Origin of the sequence: Actinomadura sp. KC345, from assembly GCF_004348515.1 — a bacterium.
Taxonomy (GTDB): Bacteria; Actinomycetota; Actinomycetes; order Streptosporangiales; family Streptosporangiaceae; genus Spirillospora.
The window spans coordinates 1-24,812 of record NZ_SMKH01000099.1 but is presented as its reverse complement, the minus strand read 5'-3'; the positions used below and the strand labels follow the sequence as shown (position 1 = coordinate 24,812).

24 protein-coding genes are annotated in these 24,812 nt (G+C 72.3%); 14 read left to right on the top strand and 10 right to left on the bottom strand.

Going from position 1 to position 24,812, the window contains the following annotated elements; genetic code table 11:
- Positions 1-49 precede the first annotated feature (49 nt).
- Positions 50-598 carry a hypothetical protein gene (locus tag E1281_RS18255; RefSeq protein ID WP_131879739.1) on the top strand — a complete coding sequence of 183 codons (549 nt, stop codon included), beginning with the start codon at positions 50-52 and terminating at the stop codon, positions 596-598.
- Between the two features lie 170 nt (positions 599-768).
- Here the strand turns inward: E1281_RS18255 and E1281_RS42600 are convergent, their stop codons facing one another.
- Together E1281_RS42600 and E1281_RS18245 are read right to left on the bottom strand one after the other, a co-directional pair.
- The gene (locus tag E1281_RS42600) at positions 769-1,344 is read right to left on the bottom strand and encodes a G5 domain-containing protein (RefSeq protein ID WP_207943341.1); all 576 of its coding nucleotides are present in this window, start codon (positions 1,342-1,344) and stop codon (positions 769-771) included.
- A 140-nt stretch (positions 1,345-1,484) separates the two neighbouring features.
- Positions 1,485-3,968: a DNA topoisomerase IV subunit A gene (locus E1281_RS18245; RefSeq protein ID WP_207943340.1), complete on the bottom strand. Its 2,484-nt coding sequence runs from the start codon at positions 3,966-3,968 to the stop codon at positions 1,485-1,487.
- Between the two features lie 147 nt (positions 3,969-4,115).
- Here E1281_RS18245 and E1281_RS18240 point away from each other — a divergent pair, with 147 nt between their 5' ends.
- The 5 genes from E1281_RS18240 (at position 4,116) to E1281_RS18220 (ending at position 9,123) form a co-directional block, all read left to right on the top strand.
- On the top strand, positions 4,116-5,279 hold the full coding sequence (locus E1281_RS18240) for a lactate 2-monooxygenase (protein ID WP_131879735.1): 1,164 nt from the start codon (positions 4,116-4,118) through the stop codon (positions 5,277-5,279).
- A 34-nt stretch (positions 5,280-5,313) separates the two neighbouring features.
- The gene (locus tag E1281_RS18235; RefSeq protein WP_131879733.1) at positions 5,314-6,582 is read left to right on the top strand and encodes an alpha-amylase family glycosyl hydrolase; all 1,269 of its coding nucleotides are present in this window, start codon (positions 5,314-5,316) and stop codon (positions 6,580-6,582) included.
- A 91-nt stretch (positions 6,583-6,673) separates the two neighbouring features.
- On the top strand, positions 6,674-7,318 hold the full coding sequence (locus tag E1281_RS18230; protein WP_131879731.1) for an ABC transporter ATP-binding protein: 645 nt from the start codon (positions 6,674-6,676) through the stop codon (positions 7,316-7,318).
- Positions 7,319-7,381: 63 nt separating this feature from the next.
- Positions 7,382-8,521 carry a histidine kinase gene (locus E1281_RS18225; RefSeq protein ID WP_131879729.1) on the top strand — a complete coding sequence of 380 codons (1,140 nt, stop codon included), beginning with the start codon at positions 7,382-7,384 and terminating at the stop codon, positions 8,519-8,521.
- On the top strand, positions 8,518-9,123 hold the full coding sequence (locus E1281_RS18220) for a response regulator transcription factor (protein WP_131879727.1): 606 nt from the start codon (positions 8,518-8,520) through the stop codon (positions 9,121-9,123). The genes E1281_RS18225 and E1281_RS18220 overlap by 4 nt, the downstream gene beginning before the upstream one ends.
- Before the next feature lie 194 nt (positions 9,124-9,317).
- Here the strand turns inward: E1281_RS18220 and E1281_RS18215 are convergent, their stop codons facing one another.
- From E1281_RS18215 to E1281_RS18200, 4 genes are all read right to left on the bottom strand, one after another.
- Positions 9,318-10,007 (bottom strand): class I SAM-dependent methyltransferase, encoded by a 690-nt coding sequence (locus E1281_RS18215; protein ID WP_131879725.1) that lies wholly within the window; start codon positions 10,005-10,007, stop codon positions 9,318-9,320.
- 38 nt (positions 10,008-10,045) lie between these two features.
- Positions 10,046-10,795: an SDR family oxidoreductase gene (locus tag E1281_RS18210; RefSeq protein WP_131879723.1), complete on the bottom strand. Its 750-nt coding sequence runs from the start codon at positions 10,793-10,795 to the stop codon at positions 10,046-10,048.
- A gap of 77 nt (positions 10,796-10,872) precedes the next feature.
- Positions 10,873-11,454: a TetR/AcrR family transcriptional regulator gene (locus tag E1281_RS18205; protein ID WP_131879721.1), complete on the bottom strand. Its 582-nt coding sequence runs from the start codon at positions 11,452-11,454 to the stop codon at positions 10,873-10,875.
- A 33-nt stretch (positions 11,455-11,487) separates the two neighbouring features.
- Positions 11,488-12,066, bottom strand: coding sequence for a hypothetical protein (locus E1281_RS18200; RefSeq protein ID WP_243717081.1), 579 nt, complete (start codon positions 12,064-12,066; stop codon positions 11,488-11,490).
- A gap of 290 nt (positions 12,067-12,356) precedes the next feature.
- On the opposite strand from E1281_RS18200, the gene E1281_RS18195 reads away from it, so the two are divergent.
- The 7 genes from E1281_RS18195 to E1281_RS18165 all read left to right on the top strand — a co-directional run bounded on the left by E1281_RS18195 (position 12,357) and on the right by E1281_RS18165 (position 18,843).
- A complete protein-coding gene (locus E1281_RS18195; RefSeq protein ID WP_131879719.1) occupies positions 12,357-13,286 on the top strand; it encodes an STM4015 family protein in 930 nt (309 codons plus the stop codon).
- Between the two features lie 74 nt (positions 13,287-13,360).
- Positions 13,361-14,293 carry an STM4015 family protein gene (locus E1281_RS18190; protein WP_131879717.1) on the top strand — a complete coding sequence of 311 codons (933 nt, stop codon included), beginning with the start codon at positions 13,361-13,363 and terminating at the stop codon, positions 14,291-14,293.
- Positions 14,294-14,313: 20 nt separating this feature from the next.
- Positions 14,314-15,393, top strand: coding sequence for an STM4014 family protein (locus E1281_RS18185; protein WP_131879715.1), 1,080 nt, complete (start codon positions 14,314-14,316; stop codon positions 15,391-15,393).
- Between the two features lies 1 nt (position 15,394).
- The gene (locus tag E1281_RS18180; protein WP_131879743.1) at positions 15,395-16,186 is read left to right on the top strand and encodes an STM4013/SEN3800 family hydrolase; all 792 of its coding nucleotides are present in this window, start codon (positions 15,395-15,397) and stop codon (positions 16,184-16,186) included.
- Positions 16,183-17,466, top strand: a complete 1,284-nt coding sequence (locus E1281_RS18175; protein ID WP_243717079.1) for an STM4012 family radical SAM protein — start codon at positions 16,183-16,185, stop codon at positions 17,464-17,466. The genes E1281_RS18180 and E1281_RS18175 overlap by 4 nt, the downstream gene beginning before the upstream one ends.
- Positions 17,466-18,320 carry an STM4011 family radical SAM protein gene (locus tag E1281_RS18170; protein ID WP_131879711.1) on the top strand — a complete coding sequence of 285 codons (855 nt, stop codon included), beginning with the start codon at positions 17,466-17,468 and terminating at the stop codon, positions 18,318-18,320. Before E1281_RS18175 ends, E1281_RS18170 begins: the two co-directional genes overlap by 1 nt.
- A 136-nt stretch (positions 18,321-18,456) precedes the next feature.
- Positions 18,457-18,843, top strand: coding sequence for an ATP-binding protein (locus E1281_RS18165; RefSeq protein ID WP_131879709.1), 387 nt, complete (start codon positions 18,457-18,459; stop codon positions 18,841-18,843).
- Positions 18,844-18,927: 84 nt separating this feature from the next.
- Here E1281_RS18165 and E1281_RS18160 read toward each other — a convergent pair whose 3' ends face one another.
- Genes E1281_RS18160 through E1281_RS18150 form a run of 3 tightly spaced genes read right to left on the bottom strand, consistent with a single transcriptional unit; the run spans position 18,928 to position 21,813 of the window.
- On the bottom strand, positions 18,928-19,995 hold the full coding sequence (locus E1281_RS18160) for a DUF6745 domain-containing protein (RefSeq protein ID WP_131879707.1): 1,068 nt from the start codon (positions 19,993-19,995) through the stop codon (positions 18,928-18,930).
- A gap of 10 nt (positions 19,996-20,005) precedes the next feature.
- The gene (locus E1281_RS18155; RefSeq protein ID WP_131879705.1) at positions 20,006-20,332 is read right to left on the bottom strand and encodes a hypothetical protein; all 327 of its coding nucleotides are present in this window, start codon (positions 20,330-20,332) and stop codon (positions 20,006-20,008) included.
- Positions 20,333-20,388: 56 nt separating this feature from the next.
- On the bottom strand, positions 20,389-21,813 hold the full coding sequence (locus tag E1281_RS18150; protein ID WP_243717077.1) for a threonine/serine exporter family protein: 1,425 nt from the start codon (positions 21,811-21,813) through the stop codon (positions 20,389-20,391).
- Positions 21,814-21,965: 152 nt separating this feature from the next.
- Here E1281_RS18150 and E1281_RS18145 point away from each other — a divergent pair, with 152 nt between their 5' ends.
- Positions 21,966-24,059, top strand: coding sequence for a RecQ family ATP-dependent DNA helicase (locus E1281_RS18145; protein WP_131879703.1), 2,094 nt, complete (start codon positions 21,966-21,968; stop codon positions 24,057-24,059).
- A 98-nt stretch (positions 24,060-24,157) separates the two neighbouring features.
- On the opposite strand, the gene E1281_RS18140 is transcribed toward E1281_RS18145, so the two are convergent.
- Positions 24,158-24,667, bottom strand: a complete 510-nt coding sequence (locus E1281_RS18140; RefSeq protein WP_131879701.1) for a pyridoxamine 5'-phosphate oxidase family protein — start codon at positions 24,665-24,667, stop codon at positions 24,158-24,160.
- Positions 24,668-24,812 lie beyond the last annotated feature (145 nt).

Genomic DNA, 24,812 nt, shown 5'->3' with positions numbered 1-24,812 from the left:
CCCCCGCCCCGCCCGTAGATCTGCAGCTCCGGAAGCCCCGTCGGGGGCCATGCCCACGACGGGGCTTCCGGAGCTGCAGATCTACGGGCGGGGCGGGTGGCCGGAGATCGTGGTGCGGGTCTTCGACTCCGCGTCGTGGTGCGGGACGGTGCCGTCCGGAGAGAGGCTGCGTCCGCCGGTCGAGGCGGAGGGCGGGCGCGGGCTTGAGCTGGTGAACGCCCTGGCGGTGGAGCACGGAGGGCGCTGGGGAGCGCATCGGAGCCGGTCGCGGCTGGGGTCGGTGCCGGTCTCCGGGAAGGTCGTCCACTTCGCGCTGCCCGTGCGGGTGCCCTGGTGCCCGCCTCGGCGGGACTGCCATGAGGCGGCCCGCGAGCTGCGGCGGCTGCTCGCCGCGCGGGGGATCGGGCCGCTGCACCTGAACGACGGGCTACGGATGGCCGTCCTCTCGGTGCGGGCGGAGATCACGGCCTGGGTGCGGGACGAGACGTTCTTCGTCACCCTTCCGTCCTCCGGTGCCGTCTGCCGCCCGGTGTGCGACATCGTGGAAGTGACCGAGGGGATCGTCCGGTGCAACGAGGATCTCGGTGCGCCCGAGTGATGCGATTCGCGGTCGCCGACCGGCTCAGGCGTCGGTGTCGTAGGCCCGGCGCAGCAGGTCGGCGAATCCCGCGTCGACGTCGGTGAGGGCCGCCCGCACCGCCATCTCGTCCGGAAGAAGTCCGGGCACCCGAAGGTCTCGTGCGCGAGCAGCGGAACAGAAGGCGGCGATCAGGAGTCGCAGGCGATGCCGTCGCCGTCCCTGTCCAGGTCGTAGATGTCGGAACCGACCACGCGGACGGGGCCCTGGACGTAGCCGGGGCCGTTGCCGCTGCCGCCCGCGCAGTCGACGTCGCTGGTGATCGGGACGCAGGCGCCGCTGTAGTTCGGGTCGCACTGCCGCTTCCTCTTGGTGCCGATCGCGATGACGCGGGCGACCGGCTTCCTTGTGACGACCTCGCTCAGCAGCTTCCTGTCCGTCGCCTTGCCATTGGTGTAGGTGACCCGGTAGGTGAGGGTTTTGACGCCTGTGACGCCGCGCCTCTTCACCTTTCTGGCTCCCTTGGCGAGGGAGGGGTCGTTCACCATTCTCGTCTTGTACGGGATCTTGTGGTTCCTCGTGACCGTACGTTGTTCGACCGAGGGAGTGGGCGAAGCCGCGCTCGTCGCGGGAGACGCGCTTGCCGCGGAAGGCGTCGTGCTCGCCGTTGTATTCGAGGCCGCGGTGGGTGATTCGGCCAGGTCAGCGCAGGCGGTGAGGGGGAGTAATGCGCCGAGCGCCGCAATGGCCGGTATGAGACGTCCCATGATTCCCCCTGAGTAGGGGTAAATCATCCGCGTACCGTCGAGCCTGGGGCAAGCGTGGAAAATACGGGACGATCGGCCGGGGTGTTCCGGAAGATCGGAAAAGGTCCCGGGCGCCGGAGCGGCGGCCCGGGACCTTTTGATCATTCCTCGGACGGTTCCCCTTCCGGGGGCTCGCTGATAGGGCCGCTGATGGCCACGATGGGCTTGTCGAGTTTCTCGCCGGAGCCGTCGCGGCGGCCCATGGACACGTTGAGCATCGCCGGTTTGCCGTTGGCGGCCGCGGCTCGCAGGGGGGTCGGGGCGGCCCAGGCCTGGAGCAGGACGTCCTCGCCCTTGAGGAAGCGGTGGGCCCGGACGCCACCCGTCGCGCGGCCCTTGGCCGGGAAGTCGGCGAAGTCGGCGAGTTTGATCGCGCCGGTCTGCGTGCCGGGCAGGGCGGAGGACGAGCCGGAGACCGTGATCACGCGGGCTTCGCGGGCGGGGTCGATGGCGCCGAACCACAGGACGCGGGCGTCCTCGCCGAGTTTGATGCCCGCCATGCCGCCGGCGGCGCGGCCCTGGGGCCGGACGATGGACGCGGCGAAGCGCAGGAGCTGGGCGTCGGTGCTGATGAAGACGAGGTGCTGTTCCTCGGAGAGCAGCTGGACGGCTCCGACGACACGGTCGTCGTCCTTGAGGGTGATGACTTCGAATTCGTCGCGGTTGGCGGGGAATTCGGGAACCACTCGTTTGACCACGCCCTGGGCCGTCCCCAGGGCCAGGCCGCCGCCCTGTTCGGAGACGGCGGCTATGCCTACAACCGTTTCGTCCGGTTCGAGGTTGATGTACTCGGCCACCGGGGCTCCGCCCGCGAGGGAGGGAGGCGTCGCCGAGGTCGGCAACGTCGGGAGGTCGACGACCTCCACCCGGATCATCCTGCCCAGGGACGTCACCACGCCGACCTGGCCCCGGACCGAGGCGGGGACGACGGAGACCAGCACGTCGTGGTTCGCGCGGGGGCCGCTGTCCGGCAGCGGGGACGCGTCGTGGGTACGGGCCATGAGGCCCGTCGACGACAGCAGCACCTGGCACGGGTCGTCCGCCACCTCAAGGGGGACGGCCGCCGCGGCCGTCTGGCCCGAGGACTCCAGCAGGATCGTCCGGCGGGGGGTGGTGAACTCCTTGGCGACCTCGCCGAGTTCCTTGGAGACGACGCCGCGGAGCTTCTTCTCCGATTCGAGGATCGCGGTCAGCTGGGCGATCTCCTTGGCGAGCTGCTCCTTCTCCTTCTCCAGCTCCAGGCGGTCGTAGCGGGTGAGGCGGCGCAGCGGGGTGTCCAGGATGTACTGCGACTGGATCTCGGAGAGCTCGAAGATCTGCATGAGGCGCTGCTTGGCCTGCGCGGCGTCGTCGCTCTGCCGGATGACCTGGATGACCTCGTCGATGTTGAGGAGGGCGACCAGGAGGCCGTCCACGAGGTGGAGGCGGTCCTCGCGCTTCTTGCGCCGGTGCATCGAGCGGCGGCGGACGACGTCGATCCGGTGGTCGACGTAGACCTGCAGCATGTCGCGCAGGCCGAGCGTGCGGGGCTGGCCGTCGACGAGCGCGACGTTGTTGATGCCGAACGTCTCCTCCATCGGCGTGAGCCGGTAGAGGTCGGCCAGGACGGCCTCGGGGTTGAAGCCGTTCTTGATCTCGATGACCAGGCGGAGGCCGACGTTGCGGTCGGTGAGGTCCTTCAGGTCGGAGATCCCCTGGATCTTCTTGGCGTTGACCAGTTCCTTGATCTTGGCTTTGACGCGCTCGGGCCCGACGGCGTAGGGCAGTTCGCTGACGACGATGCCCTTGCGGCGGGGCGTGACGTTCTCGATCGTCGTGGTGGCGCGGGTGCGGAACGTGCCCCGGCCGCGCTCGTAGGCGTCACGGATGCCGTCCAGGCCGACGATCTTGCCGCCAGTCGGCAGGTCGGGGCCGGGGACGAAGCGCATCAGGTCGTCCAGCGTGGCGTCCGGGTGGTCGATCAGGTGCCGGGCCGCGGCGATGACCTCGCCGAGGTTGTGCGGCGCCATGTTCGTGGCCATCCCGACCGCGATGCCGGACGCACCGTTCACCAGCAGGTTCGGGAAGGCCGCCGGCAGCACCTCCGGCTCGGTCTCCTGCCCGTCGTAGTTGGGGCGGAAGTCGACCGTGTCCTCGTCGATGGAGGCGACCATGAGCATCGCCTCGCGCGACAGCCGCGCCTCGGTGTACCGCATGGCGGCGGGCATGTCGTCGCCGCCGAGCGAGCCGAAGTTGCCGTGCCCGTCGACCAGCGGCATCCGCATCGCCCACGACTGCGCCATCCGCACCATCGCGTCGTAGATGGCGCTGTCGCCGTGCGGGTGCAGCTTGCCCATGACCTCGCCGACGACGCGGGCGCACTTGACGTGGCCGCGGTCGGGGCGGAGCCCCATATCGTTCATCGAGTACAGGATCCGCCGCTGGACGGGCTTCAGCCCGTCGCGCGCGTCGGGAAGCGCCCGCTGGTAGATGACCGAGTAGGCGTACTCGAGAAAGCTGCCGCGCATCTCCTCGGAGACATCGACGTCGACGATGTTCTCTTCGAAGTCCGGCGGTGGAGGGGCTGGGGATCCGCGTCGTGCCATGCCCCACATTGTGGCCGGTCCCGGGGACATCTCGCGCCCGCCCCACCGGGTGAGCCGCCCGGCATGCCCGATCGATGTCATTCCGTCACCCGCCCGGAGCTGGCAGATTGATGCCGGACGGATGAGATCCCGCATGCGGAGGTTCCCTTGAGCGCGCTGGCCGACCACCAGAACTCGATCTACCTGCAAGGGCTCGGCGACGTCCTCCCCGCCCTGCCCACGGACCTCACGAAACTGGAGGGGCTCGCCGAGCGGTCGCTGTCGGCGCAGGCGTTCGGGTACGTGGCGGGCTCGGCGGGCACCGAGGCGACCGCGCGGGCCAACCGCGAGGCGTTCGACCGGTGGCGGATCGTGCCGCGGATGCTCAGGGACGTCGCCCACCGCGATCTGTCGGTGGACGTGCTGGGCACCGCGATGCCGTCCCCGGTCCTGCTCGCGCCGATCGGCGTCCAGTCGATCTTCCACCCGGACGGGGAACTGGCCGTCGCGCGGGCGGCGGAGGCCGAGGGGGTGCCGATGGTGCTGAGCACGGCGTCCTCCTACACCATCGAGGACGTCGCGGAGTCCAACGGCGACGGACCCCGCTGGTACCAGCTGTACTGGCCGAAGGACCGCGACCTGGCCGCCAGCTTCATGGAGCGGGCCAAGGCTGCGGGCTACACCGCCCTCGTCGTCACCCTGGACACGTTCACGCTGGCGTGGCGTCCACGCGACCTGGACCAGGCGTACCTGCCGTTCCTGCGCGGTATCGGGGTCGCCAACTACTTCACCGACCCGGTCTTCCAGAAGGCCATCGGCGGGCCCGTCACCGGCGCCAACCGCGACACCGCGATCCTGCACTGGGTCGCGAACTTCGGTAACCCCAGCCTGACCTGGGACGACCTGATCTTCCTGCGCGACCACTGGGACGGACCGATCGCGCTCAAGGGCATCCAGCACCCCGACGACGCCCGCCAGGCCGTCGACGCCGGCATGGACGCCGTCATCGTCTCCAACCACGGCGGACGCCAGGTGGACGGAGCCGTCGCCTCCCTGGACGCGCTCGCCACCGTGGTCGACGCCGTCCGCGACCAGGCGACCGTGCTGTTCGACAGCGGAATCCGGACGGGATCGGACATCGTCAAGGCCCTCGCGCTCGGCGCCAAGGCGGTGCTGGTCGCGCGCCCGTACGCGTACGGGCTGGCCCTGGCCGGTCAGGCGGGCGTCCAGCACGTCCTGCGCTGCCTCCAGGCCGAACTGGAGCTGACCATGGCCCTCGCCGGTGCCGCCCGCCCGGACGACCTGACCCTGGAGACTCTCGTGCGCGCGTGACTGTAGCCGCCCCCATTCGGGGTAGGGGGTGCGCATGCGCTGGCCTGATCACGCCATCTGGTGGCATGCCTATCCCCTCGGTTTCGTCGGGGCCGTACCGGACGGAACGGCCCCGAAGCCTCGGCTGGGACGGCTCAACGGCTGGCTCGACCATCTGATCGGGCTCGGCTGCAACGGGCTCGCGCTCGGTCCGGTGTTCGCGTCCGAGACCCATGGCTACGACACCATCGACCACTTCCGCGTCGACCCCAGGCTCGGCGAGGAGGACGACCTGCAGCGGCTCATCGACGATGCCTCACGGAAGGGCGTCCGTGTCCTGCTCGATGGTGTCTTCAACCATGTCGGACGAGGCTTCCCGCCGTTCGCCGACGTTGCCGTAAGGGGCGAGGAGTCCCCGTACAGGAAATGGTTCCACCCGGACCTGCGCACGTTCGAGGGACACGACCGCCTCATCACGCTGAACCACGCCGAACCGGATGTCGCCGACTACGTCACCGAGGTCATGACCCACTGGCTGGAGCGCGGCATAGACGGCTGGCGCCTCGACGCCGCCTACGCCGTCCCGCCGGGGTTCTGGCGGACGGTCATCGACCGCGTCCGCGCGCGCTTCCCCGACGCCTGGATCGTCGGAGAGGTCATCCACGGCGACTACCCGGCGCTGGTCGAACTGACCGGGTTCGACTCCGTCACGCAGTACGAGCTCTGGAAGGCCATCTGGAGCTCCCTGAACGACCGCAACTTCTTCGAACTGGCCCACGCGCTCGGCCGCCACGACGAGATGCTCGAAACGTTCGTCCCGCAGACGTTCCTCGGCAACCATGACGTGACGCGCATAGCGAGCCGCCTGGACGACGAACGGCAGATGGCCCACGCGCTGGTCATCCTGCTGACCATCGGTGGCATCCCGTCCATCTACGCAGGGGACGAGTTCGCCTTCGAGGGCGTCAAGGAAGAACGGGAGGGCGGAGACGACGCCATACGGCCGGCCTTCCCAGAAAGCCCCGGCGAGACCCCCGGGCACGGTCTGACCCACCACAGCCTGCACCAAGAGCTGATCGGTCTCAGGCGGCGCCACCCATGGCTCGTCCACGCCCCCACCACAGTGGACACCTTGACCAACACGGCCCTCTCCTACACAGTGGGGCACGGCACAGAACGGCTCGCGGTCGTCCTGAACCTGGACGACGAGCCCGCCACCGTGGACCTGCCCGACGCCGGCTGGACGTGCGTCGCCGGTGACGCGGCCTTCTCGGAGAAGGGCGTCACCGTGCCCCCGGCCGGGTGGGCGGTCGCCGAACCATGACATTCGTCATCGGTCGCCCCTGCGATTCTCACGGCCGTTTCGTGACGCCTGTGACTGCACCTCCGCGCCGGTCACCGCGAGCATGGTCGCCATGAAGGCACCCGTGATCGAGGTACGCGAGCTGGACCTGGACGAGGCCGTCCGCAACGTCTCGTTCACCGTGGCCGAAGGGGAGATCTACGCGCTGCTGGGCCGCTACGGGTCCGGCAAGACGACGCTGCTGGAGATCCTCGCGGGGCTCCGGTGCCCGACCGGCGGCTCGGTCCGCCTGCGCGGCGCCGACCCCTACACCGACGCGGAGACCGCGCGCCCCGCGGCCGTCTGGCGCGACGGCGGCCTGTTCCCGGGCCTGACCGTCGCCGAGATCGTCGGCACCTGGCGGCGCTGGACGCTCGACCCGCTCACCCGCGACGAGGCCCTGCGCCTGGCCGGCCTCACGGACATGGCGGGCGTGCCGTTCGAGCGGCTCACGCCGGGACGGCGGCGCATGCTCGACCTGGCGCTGGCCCTGGTGGGCCGGTCGGACATGCTCTTCCTCGACGAGCCGACCGCCGGTCTCGACGCGGCGGCGGGCCGGGAGGTGTGGTCGGTCCTGCCGACGCTCGCCGCGCGGGGGGTCAGCGTGGTGATCGCGACCCGCGACCCGCGGGAGGCGTGCCGGGCCGACCGGGTCGGGGTCGTGGACGAGGGACGCCTGATCACCGGCCGCGACGCCACTCGCCTCCGCGCCGCCTGAGCGCGGTGAGGCACTGGTCACGAGCACCGCCCGCCCGCCTTGACGGCCACATACGCTGGGCGCGTGCAGCCCGGCATCCCCCGCCCCACCGTCATCGCCGCGATCCTCGTGGGGATGACGGCGATGACGCTGTCCGGTCTCCTGCTGCCCGCGCTCTGGTACGAGATCTTCGACCGCAGGGACGCCGGTCACCTCATCCTCGCCCTCGCCGGCACCGGCGCCACGCTGGCCCTGTACGCGCGGCTCCTGTGGCAGAACCTGATGCGCCGCACCGCGCCCGCCCACCGGTTCGGGCTCGCCGCGATCACGGCGATCTGCTGGGCGATGCCGCCGCTGCTCGGCACCGGCCAGGGCTGGGGGAACGCTTTGCTCGTCCCGGCCGGGCTGATCGCCGTCGTGCTGCCGTTGCGCGAGGCGACCGCGACGACCGCGGCGGTGACCGTCCTGACCCCGGTCTACGGCGTGACCCTCGGGCTGCCCGCGCTGACCGTCCTGTACGAGGTGGCGGCCATACCGCTGGCCGCGTTCTCCGGATACGTCACGGTGTGGTTCTTCCATGTCGTCCAGGAGCTCCGGGAGGCCCGCGCCGAGCTGGCCCGGTCCGCGGTGGGGGAGGAGCGGCTCCGCTTCGCCCGCGACCTGCACGACGTCCTCGGCCACAGCCTCCAGGCGGTCGCGCTGCGCGCCGAGGTCGCCGAACGGTTCGTAAAACGCGACGACGCGCGGGTCCGCAAGGAGCTGACCGAGATCCAGACGATGGCGCGGGACGCGGTCCGGGACGTACGCGAGGTCGTCCGCGGCTACCGGACCACGTCCCTGCGCACCGAGCTGGACGGCATGTCGGCCGTGCTGCGCGCCGCCGGGCTCCGCTGCGCGCGTCCCGAGGTGTCGCCGTCGCTGCCCGACCACGTCCACGAGCCGCTCGGCTGGGTCGCCCGGGAGGCCGCCACCAACGTGCTGCGGCACTCCAGCGCCACCTGGTGCGAGATCACGGTCGAGGCCGGCGGCGGGCACGTCCGGGTGGAGATCGTCAACGACGGCGCCGCGCGCCGCGCGGCCGGGGACGCCGGGAGCGGCCTCGCGGGCCTCGCCGAGCGGATCACCGCGGCGGGCGGCGAGTTCGCGGCCGGACCGGCCGGGGACGGGACGTTCCGGGTGACGGCGGCCGTCCCGGTGGAGGGCCCGGGGAAGGGAGAGGCATGATCCGCGTGCTGCTGGCCGACGACCACCTGCTGATCCGGGAGGCGCTCGTCCTCCTGCTGGAGACCGAGGACGGCATCGAGGTCGCCGCCGACGTCGGCCGCGGCGACGAGGCGGTCGAGCGCGCCCTCGCCCTCGAACCGGACGTGGCCGTCCTCGACATCGACATGCCCGGACTGGACGGCCTGGCCGCCGCCGAACGCCTCTCCCGCGACCTGCCCGGCTGCCGGCTCGTGATCGTGACCGCGCACGGCCGTCCCGGCAACCTGCGCCGCGCGATGGCCGCCGGGGTCCGCGGCTTCCTCGGCAAGGACGCGCCCGGCGCGCAGCTCGCCCGGGTCGTCCGGCAGGTCGCCGCCGGCGCCCGGTACATCGACCCGCAGCTCGCCGCCGACGCGTTCGCCGCCGAGGAGTGCCCGCTCACCCCCCGCGAGCTCGACGCCCTGCGCGCCGCCGCCGACGGCGCGCCCGTCTCCCGCATCGCCCGCGGCCTGGGCCTGTCCGAGGGGACCGTCCGCAACTACCTGTCAGCCGCCGTCACCAAACTCGGCGCCGACAACCGGCACGCCGCCGCCCGCACCGCCCGCGACCTCGGCTGGCTGTAATCAATTGCAGTGCCCTTGGCGTCAGGCGCCGGAGCGCCTTCCTTCGGCGGGCACTGCGGTGCGATCGCTGCATCGCTCCGGCTCGCTGCGCGATCAGGGTCTCGCTTCGCTCGTCCCTGCCTTCGGTCGCGATCGCGGCGGTCAGGTTGTTGCGTGGCCGGGGTGGTGGCTGGGCTTTGAGCTACCGTCGGTGGCTAGCGGCGGGCCAGGACCAGGCAGCCGCGCTTGGTCACCGGGAGCGGGGCGCGGACCTGCGCGGCGGCCTCCGCGGCCTCGGCCCGCGGCACGTGGCGGGCGATCAGGTAGTCGCGGACGGCGGCGCGGTCGGGGAGCGTGATCAGCGGGGCGTCCCAGCGCTCCACCTCGACCTCGCCGAAGACCTCGCAGACGCGGTCCGGGGCCTCCTCGGCGTCGAACGGGGTGGCTCCGGGGCGCCAGACGGGCGCCAGCTCGGGGCTGTCGTTCCGGCAGATCGCGGAGGCGAGCAGCAGGCCCCCGGGGACGAGCACGCGGCGCGCCTCGCGCAGGGCGAGCGCGGGATCGTCCAGGTGGTAGAGCATGTTCACGGCGACGGCGGCGTCGAACGTCGCGTCCCGGAACGGCAGGCGCGCGGCGTCGGCCCGCACCCGCGGCCCCGGATGGGCGCGCAGCAGGGTCGCGGACGCGTCCACGCCGGCGAGCGCGAACGGCGCCGGCGCGGGGAGGGCGTCGCTCAGGGCGCCCTCCCCGCAGCCGATGTCCAGGACGCGCGACACCCCCGCGTCCAGCAGCTTCGAGGCGACGTGATCGTGCAGGCTCCGCGCCCCGATCAGGTACTTCCTGGTGACCCTGCCGGCGAGGCGGAAGCGCTCCGGGTCGGAGTCGTAGTCGGGCGTGAGGGCCATGCCCTGAGTCTGCCCGGTGCCCCGGCCGCGAAGCGTCGTCAGGCGGAGGCGGCGCCGTCGATGACCAGGTCGTGCCCGGCCACATGGGACGCGGCGTCCGAGGCCAGCCACAGGATGGCTTCGGCGATCTCCGACGTCTCGGACACGCGTCCGGACGGGGCCGCTGCGCGCATCCGCTCCGCGCGGTCCTCCCTGCTCTCGCCGGGCAGGAGCGACATCGGCGTGTCGCTGGCTCCCGGGCTGACGGCGTTGACGCGCACGCCGTCGGCGATGTGGTCGAGCGCGGCGGTGCGCGTCAGGACGCCGACCCCGGCCTTGGACGCCGCGTAGGCCCCCATGAAGGGAAGGCGGAGGTGCGTGCCGATGCTGGACGAGACATTGACGACCGCGCCGCCGCCGTGGCCGCGCATGTGGGCGATCTCGTGCTTCATCGACAGGAACACGCCGGTCAGGTTGGTCGCGATGACCTCGTCCCAGGCGGTGGCGTCGATGTCGGCGACGGGTCCGACCGCGCCGAGCACCCCGGCGTTGTTGACCGCGACGTGGAGGCCGCCGTGGCGCGCCACCACCGTCTCGACCATGCGAGCCGCGGACGAGGCGTCGGTCACGTCGGCGACGACGTGGTCGGCCCTGGCGGAGCCGATCTCCTTCACGGCGTCGGCCAGCGCCGTCACGTCGCGTCCGGCGAGGACGACCGTGGCGCCCTCCCGGGCGAACGCGTGCGCGGTGGCGCGGCCGATGCCGCCCGCACCGCCGGTGATGAGGACGATCGTGCCGTCGAACATCATGGTCCGTCTCCTTTTATAGATCGATCGTTCTTGAATCAGGGCAGGAAGAAGCCCCGCCGGGAGGCGGGGCGGAAGTGTCAGTCGAAGAGGGCCAGGGCCTGGCGCGTCGCGTCCCGGAGGCGGCCGGTGTCGGTGGGCCCGCGGCCGAGGACCCGCATGCCCTGGAAGAGGACGAGCAGGAGGCGCGCCAGGCCCCGCGGGTCCTTGTCCGGGGACAGCTCGCCCTGGGCCCGGGCGCGCGTCAGCGCGGAGGTGAGGGACGCCTCCAGGAAACCCCAGCTCGCCTCCACCAGGCGTGCCGCCTCGGCGTCCCGGGGCGCAAGCTCGACCGCCGTGTTGACCACCATGCAGCCGCGTCGCGACCCGTCATGCGCCGCCTCCGCGGCATAGCGCTCGATCAGCGCCCGCACCGCCGGCAGGACCGGTCCCGGCTGGGACAGGGCCTCGGCGATCTTCGGATCGGTGATCTGGAGATACCGTTCGAGGGCCTTCACGTACAGCTCGTGCTTGCCGCCGAACGTCGCGTAGATGCTGGCGCGCGCGACGCCGAGGTCCCCCACGAGATCGGCCATGGAGGTCGCCTCGTACCCCCGCTCCCAGAAGAGTTCGAGCGCACGCTGCAGGGCCGCGTCCGGGTCGAACTCCTTCGTCCGTGCCATGCACGAGACGATAGAACGTTCCAGAACGATTGGTCAAATATCGGCGCCCTGCGACCGCGCGGGGACGGCGGGGCGGTCGAGGTCCATGGCGTCCAGCAGCGAGCCGTCCGCGGCGAGGGCCTCGATGACTGGCCCGCGGCGGGCGCCCCACACCACGGCGACGTGGCCGTGCTCGGGGACGTCCAGGAGCCGCTGGCCGACCCTGATCCGCGCCACCTCGGCCGAGGCCCGCAGCCGCGCCTCGTTCACCCACTTGGCGCCCCACGGCAGCAGCCGGTTGGCGTTGCGGACCGTCCGGCCCGACCCGTACTTCAGCAGGTGGCGGCCCATCTCGCCGGACGAGCGGCGGGCGAGGGGCTGGTCCGGGGCCGCGCCGCCGGCGCCGCCCAGTTCGCGCCACTCGCCGTCGCGGCGATGGAACGTCCAGCCCTCGATGAACGCGGCCGCGGTGCCGTCCCACTGGTGCAGGAACGTGACGACGGCGACGTCTCCGTCCATGTCGAGGCCGAGCGGAAGGAAGTCCCGTCCCTCCTCGAAGGCGGCGGGAGCGGGGACGGGCATGCCGTCCTGGAGGAGCCGCAGGCACTCCTCGTGCACCTCGTGGTCGTTCATGTCCGGGACCTCTGATCGTGCAGGCAGGGCAAAGGGCCCTCCGGCGAGAGGCCCCCAAGATTCGATTCACTCTAGAGGTCCGGCTCGTCTGCTTTCACCCGTCTGGCGTACTCCCGTCGATGCTTTGCCACGCGTCCGTCACCTGGCCGTCACCGGGGTCCGGCGCCGGACCCGTCACCAGGTCAGCGCACGTCCGGCCCTCCGGCGCCGCGTGGTGACGCGGAGAACCCGGCGCCCTGTCCCCGGTCCCTGATAGGACATGATCCCCTGAAGGCTCACGAAAGGGACTCATGCTCATTCATCGGCATCTTGAGGAGTACGCCGGTCTGCCGGTGTACAGGTTCGACGAGGAGACGGAGCCGGACGACGACCTCCCGCCCGCCGCCGGGACGGCCTGGTGCGTGGCGACGTGCTTCGACGAGGATCCGTTCGACGACGTCTTCGCGCGCTTCCTCGACGCGGTCGACACCACCGAGGTCACCGCGCTCGCCATCGGCTACTGGGGCGCCGACTACGACCAGGGCGCCGCAGACCCGGCGGCGCTGCTGGCGGAGGCCGCCGCGGTCCTCCCGAAGCTGCGGGCGGTGTTCCTCGGCGACATGACGTTCGAGGAGTCGGAGATCTCCTGGATCCAGCACTCCGACATCTCGCCGCTGCTCGCGGCCTTCCCGGACCTGGAGCGGCTGGACGTGCGCGGCGCGGCCGGCCTGGTCCTCGATCCCGTCAAGAGCGCGAACCTGAAGACACTGCGGTTCGAGTCGGGCGGCCTGCCCGCCCAGGTCGTGCGCGCCGTGGGGGCCAGCGACCTGCCGTCACTGGCGCACCTCGACCTGTGGTTCGGGGTGGACGACTACGGCGGCGACGCGACGGTCGCCGATCTGGCTCCGCTGCTGTCGGGCGAGCGGCTGCCTGCGCTGCGTCGCCTCGGGCTGGAGGACAGCGAGATCCAGGACGAGATCGCGGCGGCGATCGCGGACGCGCCGGTCGTGGCGCGGCTGGAATCGCTGAGCCTGGCGATGGGCACGCTGTCGGACGAGGGCGCCGAGGCGCTGCTGTCCGGCCAGCCCCTGACCCACCTGCGCGAACTCGACCTGCACCACCACTTCCTGACCGACCCGATGATGGAGCGCCTGAAGGCGGCGCTCCCCGGCGTGAAGGTCAACGTGGACGAACAGGACCCGCGTGGCGACGGCCGCCGCTACGTGGCCGTGGCCGAGTGATCTCCCGGGAGAGTCGGCGCTCTGTCGCCTGCTCCTGATAGGACATGATCCCTGCAGGCTCGCGAAAGGGACCCATGGGCGTTTATCAGCATCTTGAGGAGTACGCCGGTCTGCCGGTGTTCAGGTTCGACAGCGAGACGGGGGAGGACGACGAACTCCCGCCCGCCGCCGAGGCCGCCTGGTACGTCGGGTCGGACTTCGGGGGCGAGCCGTTCGAGGACGTCTTCGACCGGTTCCTGGAGAGGGTCGGCACCGCCGAGGTCACCGCGCTGGTCATCGGCTACTGGGGCGCGTCCTACGACGACGGAGCGGCCGACCCCGTGGCGTTGCTGGTGGAGGCGGCCGCTGCTCTCCCCGGGCTGCGTGCGCTGTTCCTCGGCGACATCACCGGCGAGGAGTCTGAGATCTCCTGGATCGAGCACTCCGACATCTCGCCGCTGTTCGCGGCGTTCCCGGACCTGGAGCGGTTCGAGATCCGCGGGGTGGGCGGTCTCGTGCTCGAACCGATCAAGAGCGAGAAGCTGACCGTGCTGCGGTTCGAGTCGGGGGGGCTGCCCGCGCGGATCGTCCAGGCGGTGGGGACGAGCCGGCTGCCGAACCTGAAACACCTCGACCTGTGGCTCGGCGAGGAGATGTACGGCGGCGGCGCGACGGTCGCCGATCTGGCTCCGCTGCTGTCGGGCGAGCGGCTGCCCGCGCTGCGTCGCCTCGGGCTGGAGGACAGCGAGATTCAGGACGAGATCGCGGCGGCGGTCGCGGGCGCGCCGGTCGTGGCGCGGCTGGAATCGCTGAGCCTGGCGATGGGCGTCCTCACCGACCGGGGCGCCGAGGCGCTGCTGTCCGGGCAGCCCCTCACCCACCTGCGCGAACTGGACCTGCACCACCACTTCCTCTCCGAAGCCATGATGGAGCGGGTGCGGGCCGCGCTGCCAGGCGTCGAGGTCGACCTGAGCGGCCAGGAGGAGCCGGACGACGGCGAGTGGTTCTTCGTCGAGGTGTCCGAATAGCGGGAGGGGCATCGCCGGCCATGACCAGATTCGCCGTCATCGCGACACCGGGTGACCGGCGCGCCGCGCTGTTCGCGGCGGCGTGCCGGTCGTGCGGCCTGCCCGAACCGCGGGTCGTCGCCTGGACGGACGTCCTGCGCGGCGCGGACATCCCCCTCGACCCCGGTGACCTGCTGCGCATCGACTCGCCCGGAGAGGACCCCGAGGCGGACGCGCTGCTGCGCGGCCCCGGCGCGGCGACCCGGGTCGGCGGCGGCGCCCGCTGGTACCGGACGTTCACCGCCGCGCTCGGCCGGATCGGCGCGGCGGTGCCGGCCGCGGGCGCCCGGCTCGCGGGGGACGTGGACGACATCGCGGTCATGTTCGACAAGCGCCGGTCGCACGCGCGGATGCTCGCGGCCGGCGTGCCCGTGCCGCCCGCGCTCCCGCCCGTCGACGGCTACGCCGCGCTGCGGGACGCGATGGCGGACGCGGGGGAGCGGCGGGTGTTCGTGAAGCCCGCGCACGGGTCGTCGGCCTCCGGGGTCGTGGCGCTCCAGACCGGGGCGGGCGGCCGGATCCGGGCCGTCACGTCGGCGGCCAGGACCCCCGGCGGCCTGCACAACTCGCTGCGCGTCCGCACGTACGGCACCGAGGCGGAGGTCGCCGCGCTGGTCGACGCGCTCGCGCCGGACGGCCTGCACGTGGAGCGGTGGGTGCCGAAGGCCGCGATCGGCGGGCGGGTGTTCGACCTCCGCCTCGTCGTCATCGGGGGAGAGGCGACGCACGCGGTCGTCCGGACGAGCCGCCACCCCATGACCAACCTGCATCTGGGCGGAGCCAGAGGAGACCTGGACGCCGTCCGGCGCGCGCTTGGGCAGAACGGATGGGATCAGGCTCTCGACGTGTGCGCGCGGGCCGCGGCGTGTTTCCCCGGCAGCCCGATGGTCGGTGTCGACCTGCTCGTCATGCAGGGCATGCGCCGGTTCGCGGTGTGCGAGGTCAACGCGTTCGGCGACCTCCTGCCGCGCCTCACCGGTCTGCCCGGTGGTTCCGCGGAAGGGCTCGACACCTACACGGCACAGGTCAGAGCCGTCCTCACCGGAGCGGCGCGTGCGTGACATGAACGCCGTCATCGGCAGCCATGACCTGCTGCTGGTGACGCTGGACACGCTCCGCTACGACGTGGCCGCCGAACTGGCTGACGCCGGGGACACTCCCATTCTCACCGGGTTGCTCCCTGGAGCCCGCTGGGAGCGCCGCCACACGCCGGGCAGTTTCACCTATGCCGCCCATGCCGCGATGCTGGCCGGATTCCTGCCGACGCCCGCGGCGCCCGGGCCGCATCCGCGGCTCTTCGCCGGGGCCTTCCCGGGCAGCGAGACCACCGGCGCAGGCACGTGGACGTTCGACGCCGCCGACCTGCCGTCCGGGCTCGCCGCCGCCGGATACCACACGGTCTGCGTGGGCGGCGTCGGGTTCTTCAACAAGCTGACGCCCCTCGGCTCCGCGCTTCCGTCGCTGTTCGCCGAGAGTCACTGGGAGCGCGAGTTCGGCGTGACCGTTCCGGAGGCGCTGCCCCACCAGATCGACCGCGTCGCCGAGATCATGGCGCGGCTGCCCGCCGGCCGGCGCCTGTTCCTGCTGCTGAACGTCGCGTCCCTGCACCAGCCCAACTGGTTCTACCTGGACGGCGCGACGCGCTCGAACGGGGACACGCGCGCCAGCCACGCCGCCGCGCTCAGGCATGTCGACGCCCATATCGGCCGCTTGTTCGCGCTGATGCGCCGTCCCTGCTTCGTCATCGTCTGCTCCGACCACGGGACGGCGTACGGAGAGGACGGCCACAGCGGGCACCGCATCGGCCACGAGGTCGTGTGGACCGTTCCGTACGGGGAGTTCGTTCTGCCGTGACGCCTTACCAGGGATACGTGTACGCCTACCCGCACAAGACCGCCTACCGGCCGCTGAACCCGGCGCCCCATGCGCGGGACGTGTGGGCGGGTGAGGCGCTCGACGCGCTCTTCCTCTACCTCCATGTGCCCTTCTGCGAGATGCGGTGCGGCTTCTGCAACCTGTTCACCCGCACGGGCGCACCCGAAGAGCTGACCGGCGCGTACCTTGACGCACTCGACCGGCAAGCCACGGCCGTACTGGACGCGCTGGGCGGCGATGCCGCGTTCGCCACGTCGGCGTTCGGCGGCGGCACTCCGACCTACTTCACCGCGCCCGAACTGGAACGCCTCTGCGACATCGCCGGGCGGTTCCCGGGCTTCGGCGCCATCCCGCTGGGCGTGGAGACCTCACCGGCGACGGCCACCACCGACCGGCTGGCGGTCCTCGCCGAACGCGGCACGACCCGGATCTCCATCGGTGTGCAGAGCTTCCTGGACGAGGAGGCACGCGCGGCCGTCCGTCCGCAGAAACGCGCCGAAGTCGAGTCCGCCTTGGACCGAATCCGTGCGGTCGGGTTCCCGACCCTCAACATCGACCTCATCTACGGCATCGATGGCCAGACCCCCACGACGTGGATGCACTCCCTGAACGCCGCCCTTGCGTGGCGTCCAGAGGAGATCTACCTCTACCCCCTCTACGTCCGTCCGCTGACCGGCCTCGGACGCCGCGCCCAGGACTGGGACGACCAGCGCCTCACCCTCTACGCCATCGGCCGTGACCACCTTCTGGCCGAAGGCTACGAGCAGGTGTCGATGCGGATGTTCCGGCGGCCCGGCGACACCGCCAACGGCACCGAGTACTGCTGCCAGACCGACGGCATGGTGGGCCTCGGCTGCGGAGCACGCTCCTACACGTCCGGGCTGCACTACTCGTTCGAATACGCGGTCGGGGCCGGTCAGGTGCGCTCCATCATCGATGACTACGTCCGTGAGGACGACTTCACGACCGCGCGAGTGGGCTTCGAGATGGACGACGACGAACGCCGCCGACGGCATCTCGTCCAGTCGCTCCTGCAAACCGCCGGTCTCGACCGGAGCGACTACCGCGCGCGCTTCGGCACGGATCCGATCGACGATTTCCCCGCCCACCTGAAGTCGTTCGGCGACCGCGGATGGCTGGAGACGTCCGCCACCGCACTGCGGCTCACGCCGGAGGGGCTCGCCTACTCCGACGCCATCGGCCCCGCACTGTTCTCACCTCGCGTCCAAGCTCTGATGGCCTCCTACGAGGTGCGCTGATGGACCACCTCACGATCCTCTACCGCGGGCCGCTCGCCAGCTGCGACTACGCCTGCCCGTACTGCCCGTTCGCCAAGCGCCGCGACACGCCGGAGCAGCTCCGAGCGGACCGGGCCGCCCTCGAACGCTTCACCGCCTGGGTCTCACGCCAGGAACACCGCGTCTCCGTCCTGTTCACGCCGTGGGGCGAAGGGCTCGTCCGGTCCTGGTACAGGCGCGCCCTCACCGAACTGAGCCACCTCCCGCACGTCGAGCGCGTCGCGATCCAGACCAACCTCAGCCACCGCGTCTCGTGGACGTCCGGCGCCGACCTCGGCCGCCTGGCCCTGTGGGCGACCTACCACCCCGGACAGGTCCCCTACGAGCGGTTCCTCGGCAAATGCCGCGACCTGGAGGAGCGCGGCGTGCGGTTCAGCGTCGGGATCGTCGGTCTGCCCGACCACCTGGGCGCCGCGCGGCGCCTGCGCGCCGACCTGCCCGCCGGGACGTACCTGTGGGTCAACGCCGCCGAGGGGCACGCCTACGACGACGCCGAGGCCGCCTCCTGGACGGAGATCGACCCCCTGTTCCCGGTCAGCCGGGAACCGCACCCCAGCCGCGGCCTCGCGTGCCGGACTGGCGAGACCGTCGTGTCCGTGGACGGCGACGGCACGGTGCGCCGCTGCCATTTCGTCCCGTCCGTCCTGGGCAACCTCTACGACGGCTCGTTCAGGGACGCCCTCGCGCCCCGTCCCTGCCCCCTCGACGTGTGCGACTGCCACATCGGCTATGTCCACCTTGAGCCACTCGGGCTCTACGACACGTTCGCGGGAGGCGTCCTCGAACGCATTCCGGCCCTGTTCAGCCACCCATGACCGGCACCGGCGGCGCACGGCGGACGATCCGGGTCGCGGCCACGCCGCAGGCTGGGAACCGCAATGGGTCCGGATCCCGTGCACGACCGTCTCAGGTGTCGCATGCTTGCGTTAGCCGGTCAAGTTAGGCGGTTCGGTGGACCATCGACAGCGACCCCATTTCGTCCTCGCGCTCGAACCGGTCGACACGGCCGTGCGCGCGGCGCGCGACACCGTGCGCGCGGCTCTGGAGGACTGGGACCGCCGGGACGTCAACGGTGACCTGGAACTCATCACCAGCGAACTGGTCACCAACGCGATCCGCCACGCGAACACGGTCACGCTCGTCCTGTACCTGCCCGACGACAAGACCGTCGTGGTGGAGGTATGGGACGACAACCCGCAGGGCCCCGCCGCGCCCATCCCCGACCTCCAGGCCGAGGGAGGCCGCGGCCTGATGCTCGTCGGCGCGCTGTCGCATTCGTGGGGGTGGCGCTCCACCGGCGGCGGGAAGGTCACCTGGGCGCAGACGACGACCTCGTGACGGGAGCTGGGCGGGCGTCCCTTGGCTGGGGAAGTGCCGTCAAGGGACGCCCGCCGACCGGGATGACCCCGGTCGTCCGCAGGCTCAGGTCTGCTTCTCGGGGCGGTAGTCGGCCTCGTCCACACCGAACGTCCAGGCGACGCCCTCGCGCGCCGTGCGGGTGCTCGGCGGGACGCGCAGGTAGTAGGTGCGGTACGTCCCGTCCGGTTCGGGCGTCGAGTTGACCACCTCCACCATCACGACGGGCTCGTCGCCGGGCAGGTCGATCGACCACAGGACACCGGTCTCGTCCCGGTGCAGGGGGCGCGCACCGGTCTCGGCCAGGTAGCGGTCGTAGCCGAAGATCTCCAGCATCACCCGGCGCAGCTCGGCGTTCTCCTCCGCGGAGATGCGCTCGGCCGTCAGACCGGTCAGGGACGCGACGAAATCGGCCGGGATCGGCATGCCGCGCCAGGCGTGCAGGGCGAACCCGTCCGGATAGGCGAGGGCCGGCCCGTCGCCGCGGTGGAGCCGCCCGGGCTCGTCGCGGTGCAGCTCGCAGGGGCGCTCCGACATGATGGCGAGCCGCTCGTACGGCCACCACCAGCCGGTGGAGCGCGCCGCCTCGGCGAGGCCGGCGAGGGGGCCGTCCAGCCGCCCGAGCGCCTCGAACAGCGCCAGCCACGGCGCGTCGTGCTGGCCGAGGACCGCGTCGAGCGTCGCGCCCCGCAGCACGGACGCCGCGCCCTCCGCCCGCGCCGACGGCGGATCGCCGTCCGAGGCCAGGCCGCCGATGGCGCCGCGCACGCGCGTGATCAGGGCCTGCACCTGGTTCCACAGCAGGCCGCCCGTCTCGGCCCACAGCCGCGGCCACTGCTCCGGCCCCTGTTCGGAGCAGGCCGCGGTGCGCTCGGCCTCCCACGGGCGCGTCCGCACCTCGTTCAGGACGCTCGCCCCCGCGTCGCCGCGCCGCGCCAGCACGGCCGCCGCTACGGCCCCGCGCGCGGGGGAGGGCATCCACACGTACCGTTCGGGGGCGTCCAGACCGACTGCCGCGTAGGCGGCGGCCACTCCGGCCTCGGCCCGGTCGCGGTCGGCGGGGCCCGTGGCGAACGCCGCCGACTGCCAGTCGGCGACCACGTAGTGGGTCTCGCGCACTGTCCCGGTGAGCATCCCGTCCCCCTCAGTCGGCCACGACGCGGACGGCGCCGGGCACGTACTCGCGCTGGCGGATCACCCGGTACCAGCCCTTGGGCAGCGTGATCGCCGCGTGCTCCTCGTGCACCAGCCGGCCGCCGGACGGCAGGTGCAGATGGTCCGGCGTGAGCGGATCGGGGACGCGCAGCAGCGCGCCGGGCGCGGACAGCGCGTGCGCGTGCCCGGTGGCCTCACCGAGCGCGAGGACCATGCGTCCCCGGCCGTCCCTGGGAGCGGGCGGCAGGCCGCGCACGGACGGCGGAACCGCGTCCTCGGCCACGGGCAGGATCAGGACGTCTCCCTGTCGGTACATGCGGCGAACGTAACGTCCGCCACCGACAGAACGGCTCCGGCGGTGCTCCCCGCGGGCTAGAAGCCGCGGGTCCGGCGGGCCGCGGGACGTGCCCAGCGCCCGGACGCGCTCAGCCCGACGTGCTGGAACGCCCGGACGAGTTCGCCGCCGAGGTTGACGCCGGCGCCCAGCGCGAGGGCCACCGACACCGCGCCGATGAGGCTGAGCACGCCCGTGTCCGGTGATCCGGTGTTGAGCTCCACCATCCCCCTGTAGAGCGCGGTTCCGGGCAGGAGGGGACCGATGGCCGGCACCACGTACGGCATGACGGGCTGCCCCTGCCTGCGGGCGAGCCAGTTCGCGGCCAGGCCGACCACGGTCGCGGCCATGGCCGCGGCCAGGACGGGCGGGAGCCCCCACTGACGCGCGAGGACGTACAGCACCCAGATCAGGGCGCCGCCCAGGGCCGCCGCGATCAGCACGTCCCTGGGCGCGGCGAGGGATATGGCGAAGGTGAGCGAGATCGCGGCGGCGGCGATGACCGCGACCGGCTCCAGCTCCGCCGGTGCCGCGGGCAGATGGCTGACGTCGATCGGCGCGCCCAGGCTGACCGCGATGTAGACGACCGCGCCGAGCCCCGCGACGAGCGCCGCGATGATGAAGAAGACCTCCAGCACCCGCGCTCCGGCGCTGACCAGGTCGCCGGTGATGCCGTCCTGGATGCTCGCCACGAGCGGCCGTCCCGGCAGCAGCGCCAGGATCGCGCCCGTGACGATCGCGGCCGCCTGGCCGGGCTCGCCCAGCGACACCACGAGCGCCGCGGCCGCGGCACCGATCGCGGCGGCGACCGACAGCTGGAAGAACTCCGCGATGCCGCGGCGCGCCAGGACGGCGCCGGTGCGCTCGCCGAGCAGGGTGGCGACGAGCGCGGTGACCGCCACGAGCGGCCCGCCACCGGCCAGCACACTGCCCGAGGCGCTCACGAGCCCGAGCGACGCGACCAGCAGCCAGGCCGGGTACGGGGCGCGGCCCCTCTTGATCTCCGCGAGCCTCGTGTGGGCGTCTTCCAGCTCCAGCATGCCGATGGAGGCGTCCTGGACGAGCTTGTGCAGCGCGGTGAGCCGCCAGTAGGCAGGGGTGCGGCGCCTGATGGCACGCGAGCCCGTCATCGGCGGCGCGCCCTTCCCCGGGTGGGCCGACACCATGAGGCTGGTCAGTGTGACCGCGACCTCGCAGCGCGGCATCTCGTAGGCGACGGCCAGGCCCAGCATGGCCTCGTTCACCCGCTCGGTCGTCTCGCCGCTCGCCAGGAGAAGCTCACCGACGCGCAGGACGAGGTCGATCGCCCGCGGGTCGACGACCTCGGTGGGTTCCTCCTCGGGCGGTTCCGGCGTGGAGGAGTCCATCAGGACCTGCCAGGTCCGCCGCAGCCGCTGCGCCGCGGAAGAGTCCCGCAGACGTTGCGCCGCTTCCGGCCCCAGCACGCGCTCCGCCGCGCCCATTCCCCCGCTCGCGCCCCTTCCCCGTACGAACCGATCTTGACTGGAGGCTACCCGTGGGGGTGGAGTCCCCAATCCACGGCACCCCGGCTCGCGTTGTCCACAGAACGTGATTCTGGTGCGAGCGCTTCCGGGCCGCTGGTACCAAGGGACGCATGAGCACTTCAGACGGACTGCGGGACGAGGCCGAGCGCTGCCTGGGCGCCCTCGCGGGCGACCACGCGCGGCTCCGCGACGACCAGTGGACGGCGATCGGCGCCCTGGTCGTCGAGCGGCGGCGGGCCCTGGTCGTCCAGCGCACGGGCTGGGGCAAGTCCGCCGTCTACTTCGTGGCCACCCGGCTGCTCCGCGAGCGCGGCGCCGGCCCCACCGTGATCGTCTCGCCGCTGCTGGCGCTGATGCGCAACCAGATCGAGGCCGCCGACCGGGCCGGCATCCGCGCCCGCACGATCAACTCGTCCAACACCGGCGACTGGGAGCAGGTCTTCGCCGAGGTCGAGAAGGGCGAGGTCGACGTCCTGCTCGTCAGCCCCGAGCGGCTCAACAACCCCGACTTCCGCGATCTCGTCCTGCCCAAGCTGGCCGCCGGGGCCGGGCTGGTCGTCGTCGACGAGGCGCACTGCATCTCCGACTGGGGCCACGACTTCCGCCCCGACTACCGGAGGCTGCGCACCCTGCTCGCGGAGCTGCCGCCCGGCATCCCGGTCCTGGCCACCACGGCGACGGCCAACGCCCGCGTCACCCAGGACGTCGCCGAGCAGCTCGCCGGCGACGACGCCCTCGTCCTGCGCGGCCCCCTCGAACGCGAGTCGCTCCACCTCGCCGTCGTCACGCCGCCCACCGCGGAGCAGCGCATCGCCTGGCTGGGGGAGCACCTCGCCGACCTGCCCGGCTCGGGGATCATCTACACGCTCACCGTCGCCGCCGCCCACGAGATCACCGGCTACCTGCGCGACCGGGGCCACGAGGTCGCCGCCTACTCGGGGCAGACGGAGCAGGCCGAGCGGCTCCAGGCCGAGCAGGACCTCCAGGACAACAAGCTCAAGGCCCTCGTCGCCACCAGCGCCCTCGGCATGGGCTTCGACAAGCCCGACCTCGGTTTCATCGTCCATGTGGGCGCCCCGCAGTCCCCGGTCGCCTACTACCAGCAGATCGGGCGCGCCGGCCGCGGCGTCGACCGCGCCGAGGTGATCCTCCTGCCCGGCCGGGAGGACCGCGACATCTGGGCCTACTTCGCCGGCCTCGCGTTCCCGTCCGAACCCGTCGTCCGCCAGACCCTCGACGTCCTGGAGACCGCGGACCGCCCGCTGTCCACCGGCGCCCTGGAACCACTGGTGGACCTCAACCGCGCCCGCCTCGAGATGATGCTCAAGGTCCTCGACGTGGACGGCGCCGCACGCCGCGTCAAGGGCGGCTGGACGGCCACCGGCCGCCCCTGGGCCTACGACCGGGAACGCTACGAACGCGTCACCGCCGAACGCCGCCGGGAGCAGCAGGCGATGCTGGACTACATATCCACCACGACCTGCCGGGAGGAGTACCTGCGCCGCCAGCTGGACGACCCCGCCGCCGCCCCCTGCGGCCGCTGCGACAACTGCACGGGCCGCCACTGGCCCGCCGACGTCTCCCAGGAGGGCGCGACGCGGGCCCGTGAACGCCTCCACCGCCCCGGCGTCGACCTGGCCCCCCGCCGCATGTGGCCCACCGGCGTCAAGGACGACCTGGGCGTCTCCGGCCGCATCAAGCCCGACCTCCAGGCCGAGACAGGCCGCGCCCTGGGCCGCCTCACCGACATCGGCTGGGGCAACCGCCTGCGCGACCTGTTCGCCGGCGACGACACCGACGTCCCCGCCGACCTGGTGGACGCCGTCGTCAAGGTCCTCGCCGCCTGGGACTGGCCCGCCCGGCCCACCGGCGTCGTCACGATCGGCTCCCGCTCCCGGCCGCGCCTGGTCGGCAGCTTCGGCCACCGCATCGCCGAGATCGGCCGCCTGTCCTACCTGGGCGAACTCGTTCCCCTCGGCGACCCGGCCCCGCGCCGCCACAACAGCGCCCAGCGCCTCCGCTCCGTCTGGCACGGCCTGACGGTCCCCGACGACCTGGCGGCGGCCGTCTCCGGGAACCCCGGCCCCGTCCTCCTGGTGGACGACCGCGTGGAGACGGGCTGGACGATGACCGTGGCCACCCGCCTCCTCAAGGAGTCCGGCGCCCGTCAAGTCCTGCCCCTGACCCTGGCCACACCCAACTGACGCGACGATGAAGGGACCACCGCCTCCACGACACTCCCGCCTTTCCAACCGGAGACGCGCGGACGCCTCCTAGGCCCGGCGGGGGTCAACCGGCGGGGTCAGGTGGCGGGGATGTAGCGGGTCTGACCGAAGGTGCCCTTGCTGAAGGCGAGAATCTTGGACGGCCGTACCGCGAAGACGAGCGCTTCACCGCCTTCGGCGTGGGCGAATCCGCCGTCGATCGCCTGGAACCGCCACTGGCCGTCCCACTTTCCCTCCCAGGCGACGGCGAGCCGTTCGAGGTCGGTGTGCGTGGTGACGCGTTCCGCCACGCCCTCGACGATCACGTCGAGGCCCTCGTCCCACCGGTTGCAGCCGGTGATCAGCGCCACCTGCGGGTTGCCGTTGAGGTTCAGGGCCTTCTGCTCTTCGCGGCCCGTGGTGAAGTGGAGCACCTGGTCGAGCCACACTCCGACGAGGGGCGTGACGTGAGGCCGCCCATCGGAGCGCACGGTCGTGATCCAGAACAGCTGCGCGGATTCCAGCACCTCCGCGGTGGCCGCCCAAGGCACCGGCCGGGCGTCGGGGTCACTGAAGCGTTCGTCGAGCCGTGCAAGCGGATCCTTCATGATCGTTCCCATCTGTCGTACCTGAGACGCGCCACCTACGGCGCGGCTTCCCCGTGAGCAACCCGGCTACCGCGACCACTGCATCGCCTTCCTGGCCGACCCCTGTATGCGAATTCATGCGCCCCACCTCGCCCTGCCCCGCCGC